Origin of the sequence: Campylobacter sp. CFSAN093233 (assembly GCF_011068165.1) — a bacterium.
GTDB classification, from domain to species: Bacteria; Campylobacterota; Campylobacteria; order Campylobacterales; family Campylobacteraceae; genus Campylobacter_D; species Campylobacter_D jejuni.
Genome location: NZ_JAAMWY010000007.1, coordinates 70745 through 87546, shown reverse-complemented (window position 1 = coordinate 87546; position 16802 = coordinate 70745). Strand labels below are relative to the sequence as shown.

The 16802-nt window shown below is 30.7% G+C and carries 18 protein-coding genes; 5 read left to right on the top strand and 13 right to left on the bottom strand.

The window, feature by feature from the left end:
* The first annotated feature begins 106 nt into the window (after positions 1-106).
* The 5 genes from nhaA (FBF15_RS06720) to map are packed head-to-tail and all read left to right on the top strand — an operon-like array spanning position 107 to position 4401.
* Positions 107-1255 carry a Na+/H+ antiporter NhaA gene (gene nhaA, locus FBF15_RS06720; RefSeq protein WP_038816440.1) on the top strand — a complete coding sequence of 383 codons (1149 nt, stop codon included), beginning with the start codon at positions 107-109 and terminating at the stop codon, positions 1253-1255.
* Complete coding sequence (nhaA, locus tag FBF15_RS06715) at positions 1252-2421, top strand: Na+/H+ antiporter NhaA (RefSeq protein ID WP_165434615.1); 1170 nt, start codon at positions 1252-1254, stop codon at positions 2419-2421. Before nhaA (FBF15_RS06720) ends, nhaA (FBF15_RS06715) begins: the two co-directional genes overlap by 4 nt.
* Positions 2422-2429: 8 nt before the next feature.
* Positions 2430-2888, top strand: a complete 459-nt coding sequence (locus tag FBF15_RS06710; RefSeq protein ID WP_052803999.1) for a C40 family peptidase — start codon at positions 2430-2432, stop codon at positions 2886-2888.
* 1 nt (position 2889) lies between these two features.
* A complete protein-coding gene (gene murI / locus FBF15_RS06705; protein ID WP_038816789.1) occupies positions 2890-3633 on the top strand; it encodes a glutamate racemase in 744 nt (247 codons plus the stop codon).
* 9 nt (positions 3634-3642) lie between these two features.
* Entirely contained in the window at positions 3643-4401 is a 759-nt protein-coding gene (map, locus tag FBF15_RS06700; protein WP_002868878.1) for a type I methionyl aminopeptidase, read from the top strand.
* 371 nt (positions 4402-4772) lie between these two features.
* On the opposite strand, the gene FBF15_RS06695 is transcribed toward map, so the two are convergent.
* The 13 genes from FBF15_RS06695 to dnaG form a co-directional block, all read right to left on the bottom strand.
* Positions 4773-5273: a flagellar FLiS export co-chaperone gene (locus FBF15_RS06695; protein WP_002855995.1), complete on the bottom strand. Its 501-nt coding sequence runs from the start codon at positions 5271-5273 to the stop codon at positions 4773-4775.
* Positions 5274-5328: 55 nt separating this feature from the next.
* On the bottom strand, positions 5329-5928 hold the full coding sequence (locus FBF15_RS06690; protein ID WP_002855883.1) for an ABC-type transport auxiliary lipoprotein family protein: 600 nt from the start codon (positions 5926-5928) through the stop codon (positions 5329-5331).
* On the bottom strand, positions 5928-6818 hold the full coding sequence (locus FBF15_RS06685) for an MlaD family protein (protein ID WP_002856572.1): 891 nt from the start codon (positions 6816-6818) through the stop codon (positions 5928-5930). The genes FBF15_RS06690 and FBF15_RS06685 overlap by 1 nt, the downstream gene beginning before the upstream one ends.
* Before the next feature lie 2 nt (positions 6819-6820).
* The gene (locus tag FBF15_RS06680; RefSeq protein ID WP_002856037.1) at positions 6821-7543 is read right to left on the bottom strand and encodes an ABC transporter ATP-binding protein; all 723 of its coding nucleotides are present in this window, start codon (positions 7541-7543) and stop codon (positions 6821-6823) included.
* Positions 7544-8653: an MlaE family lipid ABC transporter permease subunit gene (locus FBF15_RS06675; protein WP_038816996.1), complete on the bottom strand. Its 1110-nt coding sequence runs from the start codon at positions 8651-8653 to the stop codon at positions 7544-7546. It lies immediately after the preceding gene.
* Position 8654: 1 nt separating this feature from the next.
* The gene (gene tkt / locus FBF15_RS06670; RefSeq protein WP_038816995.1) at positions 8655-10553 is read right to left on the bottom strand and encodes a transketolase; all 1899 of its coding nucleotides are present in this window, start codon (positions 10551-10553) and stop codon (positions 8655-8657) included.
* A 9-nt stretch (positions 10554-10562) separates the two neighbouring features.
* Complete coding sequence (locus tag FBF15_RS06665; protein WP_002872276.1) at positions 10563-11408, bottom strand: polyprenyl synthetase family protein; 846 nt, start codon at positions 11406-11408, stop codon at positions 10563-10565.
* A complete protein-coding gene (locus FBF15_RS06660; RefSeq protein WP_002867547.1) occupies positions 11405-12499 on the bottom strand; it encodes a PDZ domain-containing protein in 1095 nt (364 codons plus the stop codon). Before FBF15_RS06660 ends, FBF15_RS06665 begins: the two co-directional genes overlap by 4 nt.
* Complete coding sequence (locus tag FBF15_RS06655) at positions 12496-12807, bottom strand: YbaB/EbfC family nucleoid-associated protein (RefSeq protein ID WP_002851172.1); 312 nt, start codon at positions 12805-12807, stop codon at positions 12496-12498. The genes FBF15_RS06660 and FBF15_RS06655 overlap by 4 nt, the downstream gene beginning before the upstream one ends.
* A 3-nt stretch (positions 12808-12810) precedes the next feature.
* Positions 12811-14094 carry a UDP-N-acetylmuramoyl-L-alanyl-D-glutamate--2,6-diaminopimelate ligase gene (locus FBF15_RS06650; RefSeq protein WP_002867548.1) on the bottom strand — a complete coding sequence of 428 codons (1284 nt, stop codon included), beginning with the start codon at positions 14092-14094 and terminating at the stop codon, positions 12811-12813.
* Entirely contained in the window at positions 14078-14629 is a 552-nt protein-coding gene (locus tag FBF15_RS06645; RefSeq protein WP_002851410.1) for a hypothetical protein, read from the bottom strand. Before FBF15_RS06645 ends, FBF15_RS06650 begins: the two co-directional genes overlap by 17 nt.
* Positions 14616-14888 carry a NifU family protein gene (locus FBF15_RS06640; protein WP_165434614.1) on the bottom strand — a complete coding sequence of 91 codons (273 nt, stop codon included), beginning with the start codon at positions 14886-14888 and terminating at the stop codon, positions 14616-14618. The genes FBF15_RS06645 and FBF15_RS06640 overlap by 14 nt, the downstream gene beginning before the upstream one ends.
* An 81-nt stretch (positions 14889-14969) precedes the next feature.
* Entirely contained in the window at positions 14970-16787 is a 1818-nt protein-coding gene (gene dnaG / locus FBF15_RS06635) for a DNA primase (protein WP_100647595.1), read from the bottom strand.
* Positions 16788-16802 lie beyond the last annotated feature (15 nt).

The following is a 16802-nucleotide window of genomic DNA, read 5'->3' as shown; positions in this document are numbered from 1 at the left end:
TGGGCTTGTTTTTTTAAATAATTATTTCTTTAGTATTTTTTCGTTATAATTTTACCATTTTATTTATCGTATTAAATTTTTTACAAATATTTACTTAGGAGCAAGGATGCAAATGATAAAGAAGATGGTTTTAAGTGAAACTTTCCCTGGTATTTTGCTTATATTTTTTACATTTTTAGCTTTATTATGTAAAAATTCTTCTTTAAGTGTTATTTATACAGATTTTTTTCATGCTAATTTTACAGTAGGATTTGATCATTTTCAAATTTCAAAGTCGTTGGATTTATGGATAAATGATGGTTTGATAGCTATATTTTTTCTATGTATAGGGCTTGAGTTAAAATATGAAATTTTACGTGGGCAACTTAAAAATATAAGAGCTGTATCTTTACCTATATTTGGAGCTTTAGGGGGTATGATTACTCCGGCTTTAATTTTTATTGCTATTAATTATTCTCATGATTTTGCTATGAAAGGTTGGGCAATACCTACAGCAACTGATATAGCTTTTGCAGTGGGTATTTTGATGCTTTTAGGAAATAAAATTCCTACAAGTTTAAAGCTTTTTTTACTTTCTTTAGCTATTTTTGATGATTTGGGTGCTATTGTTATTATTGCTTTATTTTATACAGATCAGCTTTCAGCTTTGGCGATTATTATTTGTTTGTTTTGTATATTTGCTCTGCTTTTGTTAAATTATTATCACATCACCCATCTTTCTTTGTATGTGTTAGTAGGTGTTGTATTGTGGATAGCTATGCTTAAAAGTGGAGTACATGCGACTTTGGCTGGTGTGATTATTTCTTTATTTATACCGCTTGATACAAAAAATAAAAAACCTTATTTGCATGAAGTTCTTAAGGATTTAAATCCTTGGGTGGTTTATTTTATTTTACCTTTATTTGCTTTTGCCAATGCTGGGATTGATATCAGAGATATGCATCTTGGTTCGGTATTCTCGCCTGTAAGCCTTGGAATTATTCTAGGATTATTTTTAGGAAAGCAACTAGGTGTTTTTACTTTTTGTTTTATTGCTATCAAACTTAAGCTTGCAAAACTACCTGAAAATATTAAATATGGAAAATTTTATGGTATATGTATTTTAACAGGCATTGGTTTTACGATGAGTTTGTTTATTGATGGTTTGGCTTATAAAAATAGTGATATTTTTGAACATGCGGATAAACTTGCTATTTTAATAGCAAGTTTTTTAAGTGCCATTGTTGGTTTTATTTATCTTAAGATTGTTAAATGAATAATATAGTACATAAATTAAAAACTTTAGTTTTAAACGAGGCTTTTGGTGGTGTTTTACTTATAGTTTGTACTTTGCTTGCTTTGCTTGTGCAAAACGGGTCTTTTAGCGAACATTATCGAGAATTTCTAAATTTAAAAGTCGGATTTAGTGTAGGTGAAATTGAGCTTAACAAGCCTTTTTTACTTTGGATAAATGATGGGCTTATATCTATATTTTTCTTTGCTATAGGGCTTGAGCTTAAGAAGGAATTTTTGCATGGGGATTTTAAAAATCCTAAAAATATTGTTTTACCTTTTATGGCTGCTTTAGGGGGTATACTTATACCTGCGATGTTGTTTGCTTTGGTAAATATAGGAGATGCTTATATTTTAAAAGGTTGGGCTATACCTACAGCCACAGATACAGCGTTTGCCTTAGCGATTTTAATGATGTGTGGCAAGCACATTCCATCAAGTTTAAAAATTTTCTTACTTTCTTTGGCTATTTTTGATGATGTGGGTGCTATTTTAATTATAGCTATTTTTTATACGACAAAATTATCAATAGTTGCTTTTGTCGTTGCAGGACTTGCTATTTTGGTAATGCTTATTTTAAATCTTTTAGGGATAACAAGAAAGTCTTTTTATTTTATTTGCTCAGTTATTCTTTGGATTAGTGTTTTAAAAAGTGGAGTACATGCAACTTTAGCTGGAATTGTAACAGCATTTTTTATACCGATGCAAACTAAAAATGGGGAAGCATTTTTAGAAGAAATTTATGAAAGCTTAAAATTTTGGATTGCTTTTATTATTTTACCTTTATTTGCTTTTGCTAACGCTGGAGTAAATTTATCCAATATCGATATAGGAGCAATTTTTTCAGGTGTAAGTATAGGTATTTTCTTAGGGCTTTTTGTGGGTAAACAAGTGGGTGTATTTTTATTTTCTTATTTGGCAATCCGCTTTAAATTTGCAGCTTTGCCCCAAGGTTCAAATTTGAAACAACTTTATGGGGTTTGCATACTTACAGGAATTGGTTTTACAATGAGTTTGTTTATTGATGGATTGGCGTATGAAGTTAGTGATATTTTTAATTATGCAGATAACTTAGCTATTCTTATAGCCTCATTTTGTTCTGGGATTTGGGGTTTTATTTATCTTAAATTCTTTACTACTCGATCTTAAGGGGATTGATGAGGCATATTTTTTTTATTATTACGATTATATTTTTTATAAGTGGATGTAGTTTTTATCAGAATCTAAACTATCGTCCTAGTTACAACACAAATAAAGAAGCAAGGCTCAAGGTTATTGCAAATGAATGGAAAAAAACCCCTTATGTTTTAGGTGGAACTACTAAAAAAGGTGCTGATTGTTCAGGATTTACACAGAGCGCATTAGCTCAGCTTAATATACGCATACCTCGCACTACAAAAACTCAATTAGGTTCTGGAAGAAAAGTTTCTAAATCAAAATTGCAAACAGGAGATTTGGTATTTTTTAAGACAGGTAGAGGGCCAAATGGTATGCATGTTGGTATTTATATGAGCAAGGGAAAATTTATACATTTATCTACTAAAGGTGGAGTAAAAGAAGTCGAGCTAAATAGTTCTTATTGGAAGGCTCGTTATATAGGAGCAAGAAGGTATTAAAGTGAAAATAGGTGTATTTGATAGCGGGGTAGGGGGGCTTAGCGTTTTAAAATCTCTTTATGAAGCTAGACTTTTTGATGAAATTATCTATTATGGAGATACTGCAAGAGTTCCTTATGGAGTAAAAGATAAAGATACTATTATAAAGTTCTGTCTTGAAGCATTGGAATTTTTTGAACAATTTCAAATTGATATGCTTATCATTGCATGTAATACTGCTAGTGCTTATGCTTTAGATGCTTTAAGGACAAAAGCACATTTTCCAGTATATGGTGTAATTGATGCAGGGGTTGAAGCAACGATAAAAGCTTTGCATGATAAAAATAAAGAAATTTTAGTCATTGCAACAAAAGCAACCATTAAATCAGAAGAATACCAAAAGCGTTTATTATCCCAAGGATATACAAATATAAATGCTTTAGCTACAGGGCTTTTTGTGCCTATGGTTGAAGAAGGTATTTTTGAAGGAGATTTTTTGCAAAGTGCTATGGAGTATTATTTTAAAAATATCACAACTCCAGATGCTTTGATACTCGCTTGCACTCATTTCCCTTTACTAGGTCGTTCTTTAAGTAAGTATTTTGGTGATAAAACAAAATTAATTCATTCAGGAGATGCTATAGTTGAATTTCTTAAAGAAAAAGAAAATATAGATTTGAAAAATCATAAAGCAAAATTACATTTTTATGCTTCAAGCGATGTTGAATCTTTAAAAAATACTGCTAAAATTTGGCTAAATTTATAAGGAAATAAAATGATAGAATTGAAAAAACCAGATGAAATAGAAAAATTAAGAATAGCAAATCAAATTGTAGCAAAAACTTTAAATTTTTTAGAGAATGAAATTAAAATAGGAATGAGCTTAAAACAAATCGATAAAATGGCAGAAGATTATATTTTAAGCCTTGGCGCCAAGCCATCATTTAAGGGACTTTATGGTTTTCCAGGTGCCATTTGCACATCTTTAAATCAAGTTTGTATCCATGGAATTCCAGATGATAAAATTATCAAAGAGGGTGATATTTTAGGTCTTGATGTGGGAAGTTTGATTGATGGGTATTATGGGGATGCAGCAAGAACTATTGCTATAGGAGAAGTTTCACCCACTGATAAAGCTTTAATCTCTTGTGCTAAAGACGCGTTATATCATGCTATAGATATTATTCGTGATGGAATGCGTTTTAAGGAACTTTCAGCTGCTTTAGGCGAATTTATCCATGCAAGAGGTTTTGTCCCGCTTCGTGGATATTGCGGGCATGGTATAGGACGAAAGCCCCATGGAGAGCCTGAAATTTTAAACTATTTAGAAAAAGGTGCGAGTGCAAAAAGTGGCCCTAAAATTAAAAATGGAATGGTGTTTTGCATAGAGCCTATGATATGCCAAAAAGATGGAACACCAAAGCATTATAATGGAAAATGGGATGCTGGAAGTATTGATGGGCTGAATGCGGCTCATTATGAACATTGTGTTGCCGTGATTAATGGGCGTGCTGAAATTCTTTCTATGATATGATATTAAATTATAAAAATAATATTTTTTTCTTAAAATCCTAAAAATTTAAAATTTTTTAAATAATATTGTAGTAATATTCTTTAATAATTTAAGTTACTAAATGATATTTTTATAGCAGATTAAGTGTTTTTAGAATAAAATGTCACATCGTATTAAACTAAAACATAAATATGGTTTATATAATTTAATAAAAGTTGTTAAATTATCTAAATATTTATTTTGGTTTAAAGAGATCTTTTAAGATCTCTTTTGGGTTAGGCTATTTCCCTCCCCTTTTTATTCGTAGCCTAACTCTCTTTTAAGAGTTTGGAAAATCTCTTTAAGCTAAAATATATTATATTTGCTTAAAGAGAACAAACGATTACTATTTCTTATTTAAATAAATTTTTAAAATCCATTGTAGAGTTATAAATTCCAGTATTATCTATAGTTTCGCCCATGGTGATTGCGGTTGCTAACTCTGATAGAATGATTTTTATTTCATCTCTTTTATCTTGTATATAGGCCAATACACCTTCGTAATTACTTGTTTGAAGAATTAAAAGTGGATTAGCAATTTCAAATTCAAAAAGTTTTTTACCAACATAAACATTGAAAATATTTCCAAAAAGAGCTGTTCCCATGAAAGAGCAGTTTTGTATAAGTTGTGATGCTGTGGCATCAAGAGTTCTTTTTTGCATATCATCTGAATTTTCATCTATTCTTTCTAGAATACTTTTTTCTATTTTTTTTAAAGACATATCAAGCACTTGAAGTGCTCCTATAAAATCATTTGCATCATTGATTTGAGAGCAAATTTGATTTGCTTTAAATTCATTCACGCCTTGAATTTCACCTAAGTGTTTTTTAAATATATCTAAATCACTTTTCATTGTTTACCTTTCAAAAATATTGCTCAATATTTAAAAAGCAAAAAGTGTTCCTAAATTAGGATAAGTTAGAATTTACCCAAAAAACAATCTCATTGCCAATTTTATTCAAGGCTTTTTGAAAAGCATTATAAGTAGAGTGGATGTCTTTTTTTTCTATTTTTTCTTTAGTATTGAAAATTTTATGAGCTATTATTTGATTGTTTTCAAGATTTATGAAATTTACGCTTATAGAAATTTGAGCGTAGTTTTCATTGTTATTAAGAATTTGCTCAAAAGAGTTAATCCTGCTTTCAAGAGCATAATCCGCACTTAAAGAGCTTGTTGAAGAAAGTAGGGTTGTAAAAATATTGCTTTGTTCAAATTTTGACAAAATTAAAAAAGAATAAAGATTGCTTGGTAAATCTCCCCAGAAATAATGTGCGTATTTGTTGCTAAAACCATTATCTATATAAACAATAGCTCGCGAGTTTAAATACAAAGGTGCATTTGCATTGCGAATTTTAAGAATTTTACCGGTTTTTTTAAAAAAAATATTTGAATCTATTCCTTCATCTTTTAATATGATATTTTCATTTTTGTTGATGGTTTCGTGTCTTAAAGAGCATCCGCATAACATAAAAATAAAAGTCAAAATACAGAATAATTGCTTTAGCATTATTTTTCTCCTGGTCCTAGTTTAGGTTTGGTTTCTTTAAAAATCAAATCAGCAGGGCTGTTTTGTAAATTTTCTATTAGAATATTGCTTTCAATTAAAACTCGTTTAAAAAGCTCTAAATTTTGCATCAAAGATGCTTTAATATCATCATAAGTGTTTAATTTTTCATCAGCTTTTTTTATGAAATTTTTTAAAATCATCGTACTTTCTTTTATGTCTTTAAGACTGGAGTTGAAATTTTGCGCACTAAGGCTTATATTATCAGCCATTTTTCCTATTTTTAAACTTGCGTTTGAAAGATTAAGGCTTAAATTTTTAGAATTAGCGTTTAAATTTGCACTTAATTCTGCTAGATTTTGCAAAAGGATTTCTAGATTTTTAAGATTTTTTTCGCTTAAAAGTTCTTTTGATTTATCATCGGCCGTTTTAACTAAAGAAAAAATATGTTCACTTTGTCTATCTATAGTTGCTAAAAAACTTTCTTTAAAAGGAATGACTGGAAGTTTTCCCTGTATAGATACTAAATCTTTGCTATTTTTACTTCCGCCTTGAAGTTGGACAAATTTAAGTCCTGTGATACCTTGAAGTTGCAAAGTAGCAAAAGTATCTTCTTTTATAGGGGTGTTATTTTTGACCTTGATGCGTATGTTAACGCCGAGTTCATCTTGATTGTAAATGCTGATTTCTTCTACGCTACCTACTTCCACGCCCAAAAGCCTTACGGGTGCTTTTATGCCAAGTCCTGCAACGGATTCTTGTGTGTGAATTTCATAATACTTAAAACTTTCTTCTTTAGAGTATCCACCAAGCCAAAGTATGAAACCAAGGCTTGCAAAAAATACTCCAAAAACAAAAAGTCCTACAAAAAAATAATTTGCTCTATTTTCCACTTTTACTCCATAAATCTTTTAAAAAGTCGTTCATTTTGCAGGCGTAATTCTTCATAAGTACCGCAAAATCCAACTTTTTTATTTTCTAAAATGATAAAACGATCGAGTAAATTTTTCATACTTTCTTTATCATGTGTAACCAAAATGATATTTAAATCAAAACTTTTTTTTAACTCTAAAACCAAATCGTCAAATTCACGACTACTATGAGGGTCAAGTCCTGAAGTAGGTTCATCTAAAAAAAGCAATTTACTATCAAGTGCTAAAGCTCTAGCAATTGCCACTCTTTTTTGCATACCGCCACTAAGTTCACTTGGAAATTGTTTTAAAACACTTTCGTTTAAGCCTACCATTTTTAGCTTCATTAAAACCAGTTCTTGTATGCTATTTTCATCTAAATGAGTGTATTCTTTTAAAGGAATGGCGATATTTTCATAAACATTAAAAAAGCTAAAAAGTGCAGCAAACTGAAAAACCACACCCCATTTTTTACGCAAAGCAAGTGCATCTTCTTCGCTGATATTTTTAAGTTTATAGCCTAAAATTTCATATTCTCCACCATCAAAATGTTCAAGCATAAGCATTTGTTTTAAAAGGACGGATTTTCCACTTCCACTACCTCCTAAAATACCAAAAATTTCATTTTTTTTGATTTCAAAACTTACGCCATCATGGACAATTTTTTCTCCAAATTTTGTAATGATATTTTGCGCTTTAACAACCATTTAAATTCCTGCAGAAGTTAAAACAACAGAGAATAAAGCATCAAAAGCTATCACCCAAAAAATAGCATTTACAACGCTTTTTGTTGTATAAATTCCTATGCTTTGTGTAGTGTTTTTTACCTCAAAACCACGAAAACAAGCAATAAGTCCTATTAAAAATCCAAAAATAGGTGCTTTTGCAAGTCCTATAAAGATATGTTTTATATCGACAGCTTCTCTAAAGCGTCTTAAAAATTCGACAAAAGAAATATCAAGATTTAATTTTGCAATCATCATTCCGCCTATAATACTGATTGCATCGCTAATGGCAACGATTAAAGGCATGGCCACTACCAAAGCCATGACACGTGGAATAATAATAAATTCAAAAGAACGAAAACCCATAGTATTCATAGCTGCAATTTCATCAGTAATTTTCATCACTCCAATTTGTGCGGTATAAGAACTTGCACTTCTTCCCGCGATTACTATGGCAGCGATTAAAGGTGCAAGTTCTCTAGTGGCTGAAATTCCCATCAAATCCACTATGAAAATATTGGCTCCAAATTGTGCGAGTTGATAAGCAGCCTGATAGGCTAAAACCACTCCTACTAAAAGAGCGGTTAAAATAACTATAGGTAAGGCTTTAAAAGCAGAATTTTCTATATGATATAAAAAAGCAATAAAGCGAAAATTTTTAGGATTTTTAAGGCATAAAAAAAGACTTGTGAAAAAAGCTCCTGTGAAATTGATGAATTTTCTTAAAATTTTTAAAAGTTCTAAACTTAATTTTCCAAGATCGATAAAGTATTCACTGAAATTTTTATGTGATTTTTTTGTTTTGCTTAGTCTTTGGTAGTTTTTTTCACAAAGTTCAAAAAGGGTTTGAAAGCGTGAATTTAAGCCTTCTTTGGTGATTTTAATATTTTTATCTTTAAGATCATTTTCCAAAGCAAGGAAAAATCTCACTCCAGCGGTATCGATTGCTTTTAGATCTTTAAAATCAAAAATCACTTCCTTGCTTTGGATCAAAGCTAAAAAATCTTTTATTTTTAACTTATAAATGCTTGTTTTATCCCAAATTCCAAAGATAAAAAGAGTGTTATTTTGAAATTTGAAATTTGTATTCATTTTATTTGCTAAGGATAAAATTTACAAGCTTTGAAACGCTAAATCCAAAGTGTTCAAACACATCTTTGTCTTTGCCGCTTTCTCCAAAACTTTCTATGCCATACACTTTATGGCAAAATTTATAAAGTTCATTAGAATGTGCTGCTTCAACACCTATAACTTCACCTTTTAACAATCTTTCTTGATAAGCTTTATCTTGTTTTTCAAAAAGTTCAAAACAAGGCATGGAAACAACATTACAAGCAAAACCTTGTTTTTCAAGTTCGTTTGTACTTTCTAAACAAAGCCAAACTTCACTTCCACTTGCTAAAAGTGTAAATTTAGCCTCTTTGCTTTCTTTGAGTAAATACGCTCCATTTTTTACATCTCCAAAAACAGGTTCATTTAGAGCTCTGAGTTTTTGGCGTGAAAGCAGAAAAGCACTCGGAATATCAGCATTTAGGGCTATTTGCCAAGCTTTGACATTTTCCACCCCATCAGCAGGTCTAAAGGTTAAAAAATTTGGCATAGCTCTAAAAGTGCTAAGTTGTTCTATAGGTTGGTGTGTTGGTCCATCTTCGCCCACGCCTATGCTATCGTGTGTGAAAATGAAAAAATGTTTGATTTTCATTAGAGCTGCTATTCTTGCGGCAGGTTTTAAGTACTCGCTAAAGATGAAAAAAGTTGCCGAAAATGGTAAGAAAATTCCATATCTTGCAAAAGCATTGTTAATCGCTGCCATAGCGTGTTCTCTGATACCAAAATGGATATTTTTACCTTCTACAAAGTCTCCCATACTGTGAAGTTCTGTTTTATTCGAAGGGCCTAAGTCTGCACTTCCACCTAAAAATCCTTCTAAATTTTTAGCTAAAACATTTAAAATTTCACCATTACTATCTCTTGTAGCAAGATCTTTTCCTTTAAAATCAGGATAAGCTATCTTGTTAAAATCAGGATTTAATAGCCTTTCTAAAAGTTCTTTTTTAGCACTTTTTTCAAGCTTATCTTTCCATTTTGCTTCTTCTAAATCCCCAAGTTCTACAGCACTTTCAAAGCGGATTTTGCTTGCTTGTGGGATATGAAAACTGATATTTGGATCAAAACCTGCTTGTTCTTTGGCTTTTTTAATCACTTCTTCACCCAAAGGTGCGCCATGGCTTTTATGACTGCCTTCAAGCTCTCCTGCACCCTTTGCTATAGTTGTTTTTGCGATGATAAGACAAGGTTTTGTGGATTTTTTAGCTTGTTCTAAGGCTTTATTAATTTCTTCATAATCGTGTCCATTTATACTTAAAACTTCAAATCCTTGTGCTTCAAAACGCATTTTTACATTTTCGTTAAAGGCTAAACCTACATCGCCTTCTATGGAGATATCGTTGCTATCATAAATAAGTATGAAATTATCAAGTTTGTGAAGTCCTGCTAAAGAACAAGCTTCATAAGAAATGCCTTCTTGCAAATCTCCATCTCCGCAAAGACAATAAATTTTATGATCGATTAAATCACTACCTAGTAAATTTTGTGCTTTTTTTGCCGCCATAGCAAAGCCTACAGCATTGGCAACGCCTTGTCCTAAAGGGCCTGTAGCAATCTCTACTCCAAGAGTTGAAATTTCAGGGTGTCCTGGGGTTTTAGAATGAAGTTGGCGGAAATTTTTAAGATCTTCTAGGCTTAAATCATAGCCACTTAAATGTAAAAAACTATAAAGTAAAGCACTTGCATGTCCACCTGAAAATACAAGTCTATCACGGTTTAGCCAAGTTGGATTTTTGGGATTGTGTTTTAAATGATAACTTAAAACACTTAAAATATCTGCTAAGCCCAAAGGTGCACCTGGGTGTCCTGAGTTTGCTTTTTGCACCATATCGGCACTTAAAAATCTTAGAGTATTTGCCTGTTCTTGTAAAATTTGAATGTCCATTTTTTGCCTTTATAAGTATTGAATTATTAAATTTTGTATCATTTGTGCGAGTTTTTCATTAAGTTTTTCTAAATCTTGTTCGCATTCACTAAGAAGATTTTCTTTTGTTTTTATGGCTTGTTCAAGTCCAAGCAAATTGACAAAAGAATTTTTATGAATATCGTTATTAGTAGGCTTTCCGCTTTGTTCTTGACTTGTGGTTACATCGATAATATCATCATTGATTTGAAAAATCAGTCCTAGTTTTAAACCAAGTTTGTAAATTTGATTGCTTTCTTCGTTGTTAAGTTCGCAAATTTCACAACCCATTTTTAAAGCTGCAGCGATTAATCTTGCGGTTTTATGTGTGTGTAAAAACTCAAGTTCATTTAAACTCAGTCTTTTGTCTTCAAAAAAACAATCAATAGCTTGTCCTATGACCATTCCATTAAGTCCTGCATTAAAGGCAAGGGTTTTGATGAGTTTGATTTTGATTTCATCTTTTAAATGAGCATGACTTAGAACTAAAAAAGCTTCAGTATTTAAAGCATCACCCACTAAGATGGCTGTAGTTTCATCGTAGCTTTTGTGTAAGGTTGGAATTCCTCGTCTAAAATCCGCATTATCCATAGCGGGTAAATCATCGTGTATGAGTGAATAAGTATGGATAAATTCCAAAGCTAAAGCCACATCTAAAGCTTGATTTAAAAGTTTAGGTTTATTGCTTTGTACTACGCTTAAAAGCAATTGTGCACGAAAATGCTTCCCTCCTGCTTTTAGCATAAGAGCTAAAGCTTCATTAAAAAAAGGATGAAAGCTTTCGACTTTAGGTAGATTTTTTTCTAAGTGATGGATAAAAAGTTCTTTTAAATTCACTTAGTAAGCCTTATGAAAAATTGAAATTTACCATCGCCACCTGAGTTGGCATTTCCGCCTAGTTCATTGTTGAAATTTGATAAAGGTAATTTAGTACTTTTGCGTTCAATTAAGATGCTAAAGTCATTACCAGCGCTTAAAATATTTTGTAATTCTTTAAAATTATTTAAAATAATATTATTAACGCGTAAAATTTTATCTCCTACCATAAATCCTGCATTTGATGCTTTTGATTTTGGATCTATTTTGGTTACAACAAGACTAGTATTAACCGTTAAACCAAGATTGCTTGTGAAATTTGTAATTTTTGGTTTTGGTTTAGAATCAGGAAGGTTAAATTTGCTCAAATCTTTTGCAAAAACTTCAGTAGAAATATTTAAATCCATATTATCACGTAACACTTGAAAATAAAGAGTGCTTCCGCGATCTGCAAAAAGAATTTTTTCATTGAGTTTTCTTAAATCATTGGCGGGTAAACCATCAACACTTATAACTTGATCGTTGATTAAAAATTGTGGATTTTTTCTTACATTGTTAACATAAATTTTATTTTCTCGAATAACAAAATCAACGCCAATATCCCCCCAATAAACATCGTTATATTTCATAAAATGTTTTAAATAGCGATTGCCTATAAAAGAGCTATTATTTAAAGCAATCCCCATCATTTCACAGCACGGAGTCCCTAAAAGTCCTATTTTAGAATTAAAATCAAGTTGATCTTTTTCATCAATATTTTGAGCTAAATACTTAATATGTCCTATATAGGGTTTATTAGGATCCCAAATTCCAACCCAATCATTACGAGTAAGTTTTTCTTCATCACCCATAGGAGTAGGGATTAGGCTAAAGTCAGTTCTTACAAGGTATAAATTTAAAAATGGATCGTATTTTACATATTTGTTAAGCTTAGTATTAGGCTGTTTTAACACAGCAAGTAAATTTTCACTGAGTGCAAAAGCTGGCATTCCTTCATAGTTAAGCATGCTTGCCTTATTTCTTTCATAACCTGCTAAAAAATCTTCAAATTTAGGTCTTTCTATACCAAAAGACAAAGTAAAAAGCATACAAATAATTAAAATTTTTTTCATAATTTCATACCTCCAAAACCGCCTAAAACATCATTCGCCATACTTGAACGATTTTGCGCAACCATAGCCAAAACATCATTAATTGCAGAAATAAGTAAAATTTGCAAGGATTCTTTATCTTCAAGTAAAGAATCATCAATGCTAACATCGATAATTTCACCCTTTCCATTGGCACTTACTTTAACAAGTCCTGCTCCACTTTTGGCACTAAATTCACGATTTGCAAGTTCTAGTTCTATATTTTTTGCTTTTTCTTGAACTTGATTTAAAAGTTCTCCCATTTTAGAAAAATCCATATTTTCAAACATTGATTATCCTTGATTTTTTAAAATTTCATTAACAACTACTTTATCACTAAAAGGATATTTTATCCCTTTAATTTCTTGAGTAGTTTCATCACCTTTGCCTAAAATAACGACTAAATCGTCATTTTCTTTTAGTTCTAAAGCTTTTTTTATAGCTTCTTTTCTATCTTCTATCATTAAAACTTTTTCTTTTTTAGTAAAGCCTGATAAAATTTCTTCCATGATGGTTTTTGGTTCTTCACTGCGTGGATTGTCACTTGTAATGATAGCAATTTTTGCAAAATGTTCGACGATTTTTCCCATTAAAGGGCGTTTGGTTTTATCTCTATCTCCACCTGCTCCAAAAACAACGATGAGTTTTTTATTTTTAAGAGTGTCAAGCACTTTTTCAATGCCATCAGGCGTATGAGCAAAATCTACAATCACGCCTTTTGCTACTTGTTCTACCCTGCCACAAACCCCGCCAAATCCACTGATAGCTTTTTCCAAGTCTTTTAAATCAGGCTTTACGAGTTCATTCACACAAGCACTAGCAACTAGAAGATTGTAAAGATTAAAAAGTCCTAGCAAGGGCGAGTCTATGTGAAAAGTTTGATTTTTATTTGTTACAATAGCACTAATGCCTTCTTCTAAAGAATAAGCTTTGATTTGATATAAAGCAGGATTTTCTATGCCATAAGTAAAAGCATTACGCACATTAAATTTAATAGCCAAAGCATCTTTGTTGATAAATTTTAAACTCTCATCGGTAAAAAAAAGTTCTTTTGCTTCTTTATAATTTTCAAAAGTACCGTGAAAATCTAAATGATCTTGAGTGATATTGGTAAAAATTTTAGCAGCAAAATTTAAGCCTTCGATGCGGTTTTGAATTAAGGCGTGTGAGCTTACTTCCATGATGAAAAAATCACATTTTTTTTGAGTGGCTATTTGTAGGTATTCTAAGGTTTTAAGAATAGGGGAGGTGGTTAAGGATTTTTCATCGATTTGTTCATCGTTGATAAAAGCTCCTCTTGTCCCACAAAGCCCACACTTATAACCTAAATCCAATAAGATAGAATAAATCGCTGCTGCGGTTGTGGTTTTGCCATTGGTTCCTGTGATTCCTATGATTTGAATCTTTTCATCGATTTTTAAAAGTTTTTTACACTCATTTACATCAATGATTTTTGCACCTTTTTCTAAGGCTTGAGCGTGAAATTTAGCATTTTGTGTGGTTTGCAAAAAAAAGCATTCTTTTTCACACTCTAAGGTGTTATCTGTAATGAATGAATTTTCAAGTTTTAATTTCACTTTTAAATCCCATGAGTTTTTCTTGGAGTTTGATAAATCTATCATTTGCCCAAAAATGAGGCATAACATTTTCTATGTAATTTAAAGTCATATCTTTATAGCCATTATCAAGTAATTTTTCCAAAAAATCTAAAAAATCATCACGATTATCAATAACTAACTTAGTGCTGTTAATGATATTTTCAAAACTTTTTTGAAAGCCAAGTTCTTCTTCGCTTTTTAAAAAATCTTGATAATTTAACGCATGCCCATCTTCAAATTCGTTTTCCTGTTTGTTTTCTTGTTTTTTAAATTCAATTGTACTTAAAATTTCTTCTAAGTCTTTATCAATGCTAGAGATTTTGTAATGTTCTATATAAAAATCAAAAAGTAAAGAAGCTTCTTTAGGAGATTTTAAAGCAAGATCACAAAGGCAGATAAAATTTAGCAAGCGTTTATTTTTGCGTTTTTCATAAGCCATAGAAAAATACATTTTTGCAGTTTTAAAATCTTTCTTGTAAAAATGTTCAATTCCAAGTTTTTTATAATTTTGCAAATTCGTCTGCTCCGCCGTTTAAATTGATTATAGTGATTTCTGGATGAATATCAATCTTAAGTTGCCTTTCAAGACCATATTTTAGCGTTGTTCCACTCGATGCACAGCCTTTACAAGCTCCTATTAAATGGACATAAACAATCCCATTTTTAATTCCTAAAAATTCAAGCCCTCCGCCATCACGTTCAAGCATAGGCAAGCTCTTTTCTAAACTTGTTTTAACAGGATTTATAAGCTCTTCATCACTAAAAGGCATCATAATTTATCCTTAAAAATTTTTATATACTTTAGCGTGATTGTGTTTAAAAAAAGGTAAATTAAGGCTTGAAATTTAAATAAATTAAAAAGGTTCGTCATTATTTTGTATGCTAAATCCTAAATCATAAGCTGTAAAGTTTTTGTTACCAAAAATTCCATTTAAGTTTCTAAATGATTGTTGCAGAATTTCTTCGTTTTTTTCATATTTTAAGAAGCTTAAATATTCTTTTAAAAAATTATTTAATTCTGCGGTATTTAAATTTTTAATTAAAAGATTTAAATTTTTATCAATAAGCGTAAAAAGTTGTTTTTTTAATGCGAGTGTAGAATTTTTAATTTTTACATTGTTTAAAAAAGCTAAATTAACCTTGCAAATACCTAACAAGAATTCGCTATAGTTTAAATTTTTTCGAATATTTTTACTTTCAAATTCTCTAATATCACTATCTTCATAACCTTTTTTTTCTAAAATTTTATCCAATAAAATCTTATGTTTAAAACAAACACTATCACTAATTTGCTTAAAATCGTTACATATATCTGGATGCTGTTTTAAAAAAGCTATAAGTTCTAATTCTGCAATGTGAATTTTTTCTTTAGGAAAATTGTATTTATTTTGAGAAATTAAAGGGGTTTGTATGGTTTTTTTTGAATTTTGTGATAAGACAATAAATTTTTCATCCACTTTTAATAAATTTGAAACTAGACTAGTGTAAGAATTTGCCACTAAAGGTTCAAGATTAAAGGTGAATTTTTGTATAGTTTCTAAAGCTTTTTGTTTATCAAGAGCAGAAATTATGGAATGAGTGGATATTAAGCGTCTGATATAAAATTCACCAAGCTCTATTCCTTCATCGAGTATATTATGGAGTTTTGTGCTTTCATTTTTTGCTACGAGCTCAGCAGGATCTTTTCCGCCTTGCAAAATTGCCACTTTACCGTCTATTTTGTTTGTGCTTAATAAAAATGCAGATCGTGTCGCAGCTTTTAATCCTGCTTCATCATTGTCAAAACATAAAATCACTTTTGCATCATAACGGCGGATTAAGGGTAGATGATGTTCGGTTAATGCTGTTCCAAGAACTGCTACAGCATTGTTAAACCCTGCTTTGTGAAAAGCTATTGCATCCATGTAGCCTTCACATACTATTATTTCTTTTTTTTTGGCTATATTTTCTTTAGCGATGTTAAAAGCATAAAAAATTCTACTTTTATCAAAAAGTATATTTTGGGGTGAATTTACATACTTTGCCGGTACATTGGGATTTAAAGTACGCCCTCCAAACCCTACCAATAAGTCTTTATGATCGTAGATTGGAAAGGTGACACGCCATATAAAACTTGCGTAAAATTCATTATTTTCATCTTTTTTTAAAGCTCCAACACTCATAGCATCTTCTAAAGGAATTTTTTGATTTTGCAACAATCTTATACTATCTTCACTTGCTCCTGCAAAACCTAATTCGAATTTGGCTATATCTTTGTCATTTAAAGCTCTCTGGTAAAGATAGGTTAAAACTTCTTTGTGGTGTTTGAGATTATCTTTAAAATACGCATTTAAGCTTGGTAGTATAGACTTTAGCTCTTTTTTATTTTCTTGTTTTTCTTTTGTATAACTCAAAGTAAAATTACTAAGGCTTGCAACTTTTTCAACTGCATCGGCAAAACTTAATTTTTCATAATCCATTACAAATTTAAAAGCATCTCCACCAGCTTTGCAAGCAAAACAATGATAAAAACCTTTGGTAGGATTGATATGCATAGACGGGTTTTTATCTGCATGGAAAGGACAGATACACACAAAACTAGAGCCTTGTTTTTTTACTTCAATATAATTTTCTATAATATCAACAATATTAAGTCTTTGGGATAAATTTTCTATACTTTCTTTAGTTATCATTTTACAAACCTTGTT

Bases quoted from the DNA above. Each gene is read 5' to 3' on its own strand.
- nhaA (WP_038816440.1), top strand. From the start codon at position 107: ATGCAAATGATAAAGAAGATGGTTTTAAGTGAAACTTTCCCTGGTATT.
- nhaA (WP_165434615.1), top strand. From the start codon at position 1,252: ATGAATAATATAGTACATAAATTAAAAACTTTAGTTTTAAACGAGGCT.
- FBF15_RS06710 (WP_052803999.1), top strand. From the start codon at position 2,430: ATGAGGCATATTTTTTTTATTATTACGATTATATTTTTTATAAGTGGA.
- map (WP_002868878.1), top strand. From the start codon at position 3,643: ATGATAGAATTGAAAAAACCAGATGAAATAGAAAAATTAAGAATAGCA.
- FBF15_RS06695 (WP_002855995.1), bottom strand. From the start codon at position 5,273: ATGAAAAGTGATTTAGATATATTTAAAAAACACTTAGGTGAAATTCAA.
- FBF15_RS06690 (WP_002855883.1), bottom strand. From the start codon at position 5,928: ATGCTAAAGCAATTATTCTGTATTTTGACTTTTATTTTTATGTTATGC.
- FBF15_RS06680 (WP_002856037.1), bottom strand. From the start codon at position 7,543: ATGGTTGTTAAAGCGCAAAATATCATTACAAAATTTGGAGAAAAAATT.
- FBF15_RS06675 (WP_038816996.1), bottom strand. From the start codon at position 8,653: ATGAATACAAATTTCAAATTTCAAAATAACACTCTTTTTATCTTTGGA.
- tkt (WP_038816995.1), bottom strand. From the start codon at position 10,553: ATGGACATTCAAATTTTACAAGAACAGGCAAATACTCTAAGATTTTTA.
- FBF15_RS06660 (WP_002867547.1), bottom strand. From the start codon at position 12,499: ATGAAAAAAATTTTAATTATTTGTATGCTTTTTACTTTGTCTTTTGGT.
- FBF15_RS06655 (WP_002851172.1), bottom strand. From the start codon at position 12,807: ATGTTTGAAAATATGGATTTTTCTAAAATGGGAGAACTTTTAAATCAA.
- FBF15_RS06640 (WP_165434614.1), bottom strand. From the start codon at position 14,888: ATGATGCCTTTTAGTGATGAAGAGCTTATAAATCCTGTTAAAACAAGT.
- dnaG (WP_100647595.1), bottom strand. From the start codon at position 16,787: ATGATAACTAAAGAAAGTATAGAAAATTTATCCCAAAGACTTAATATT.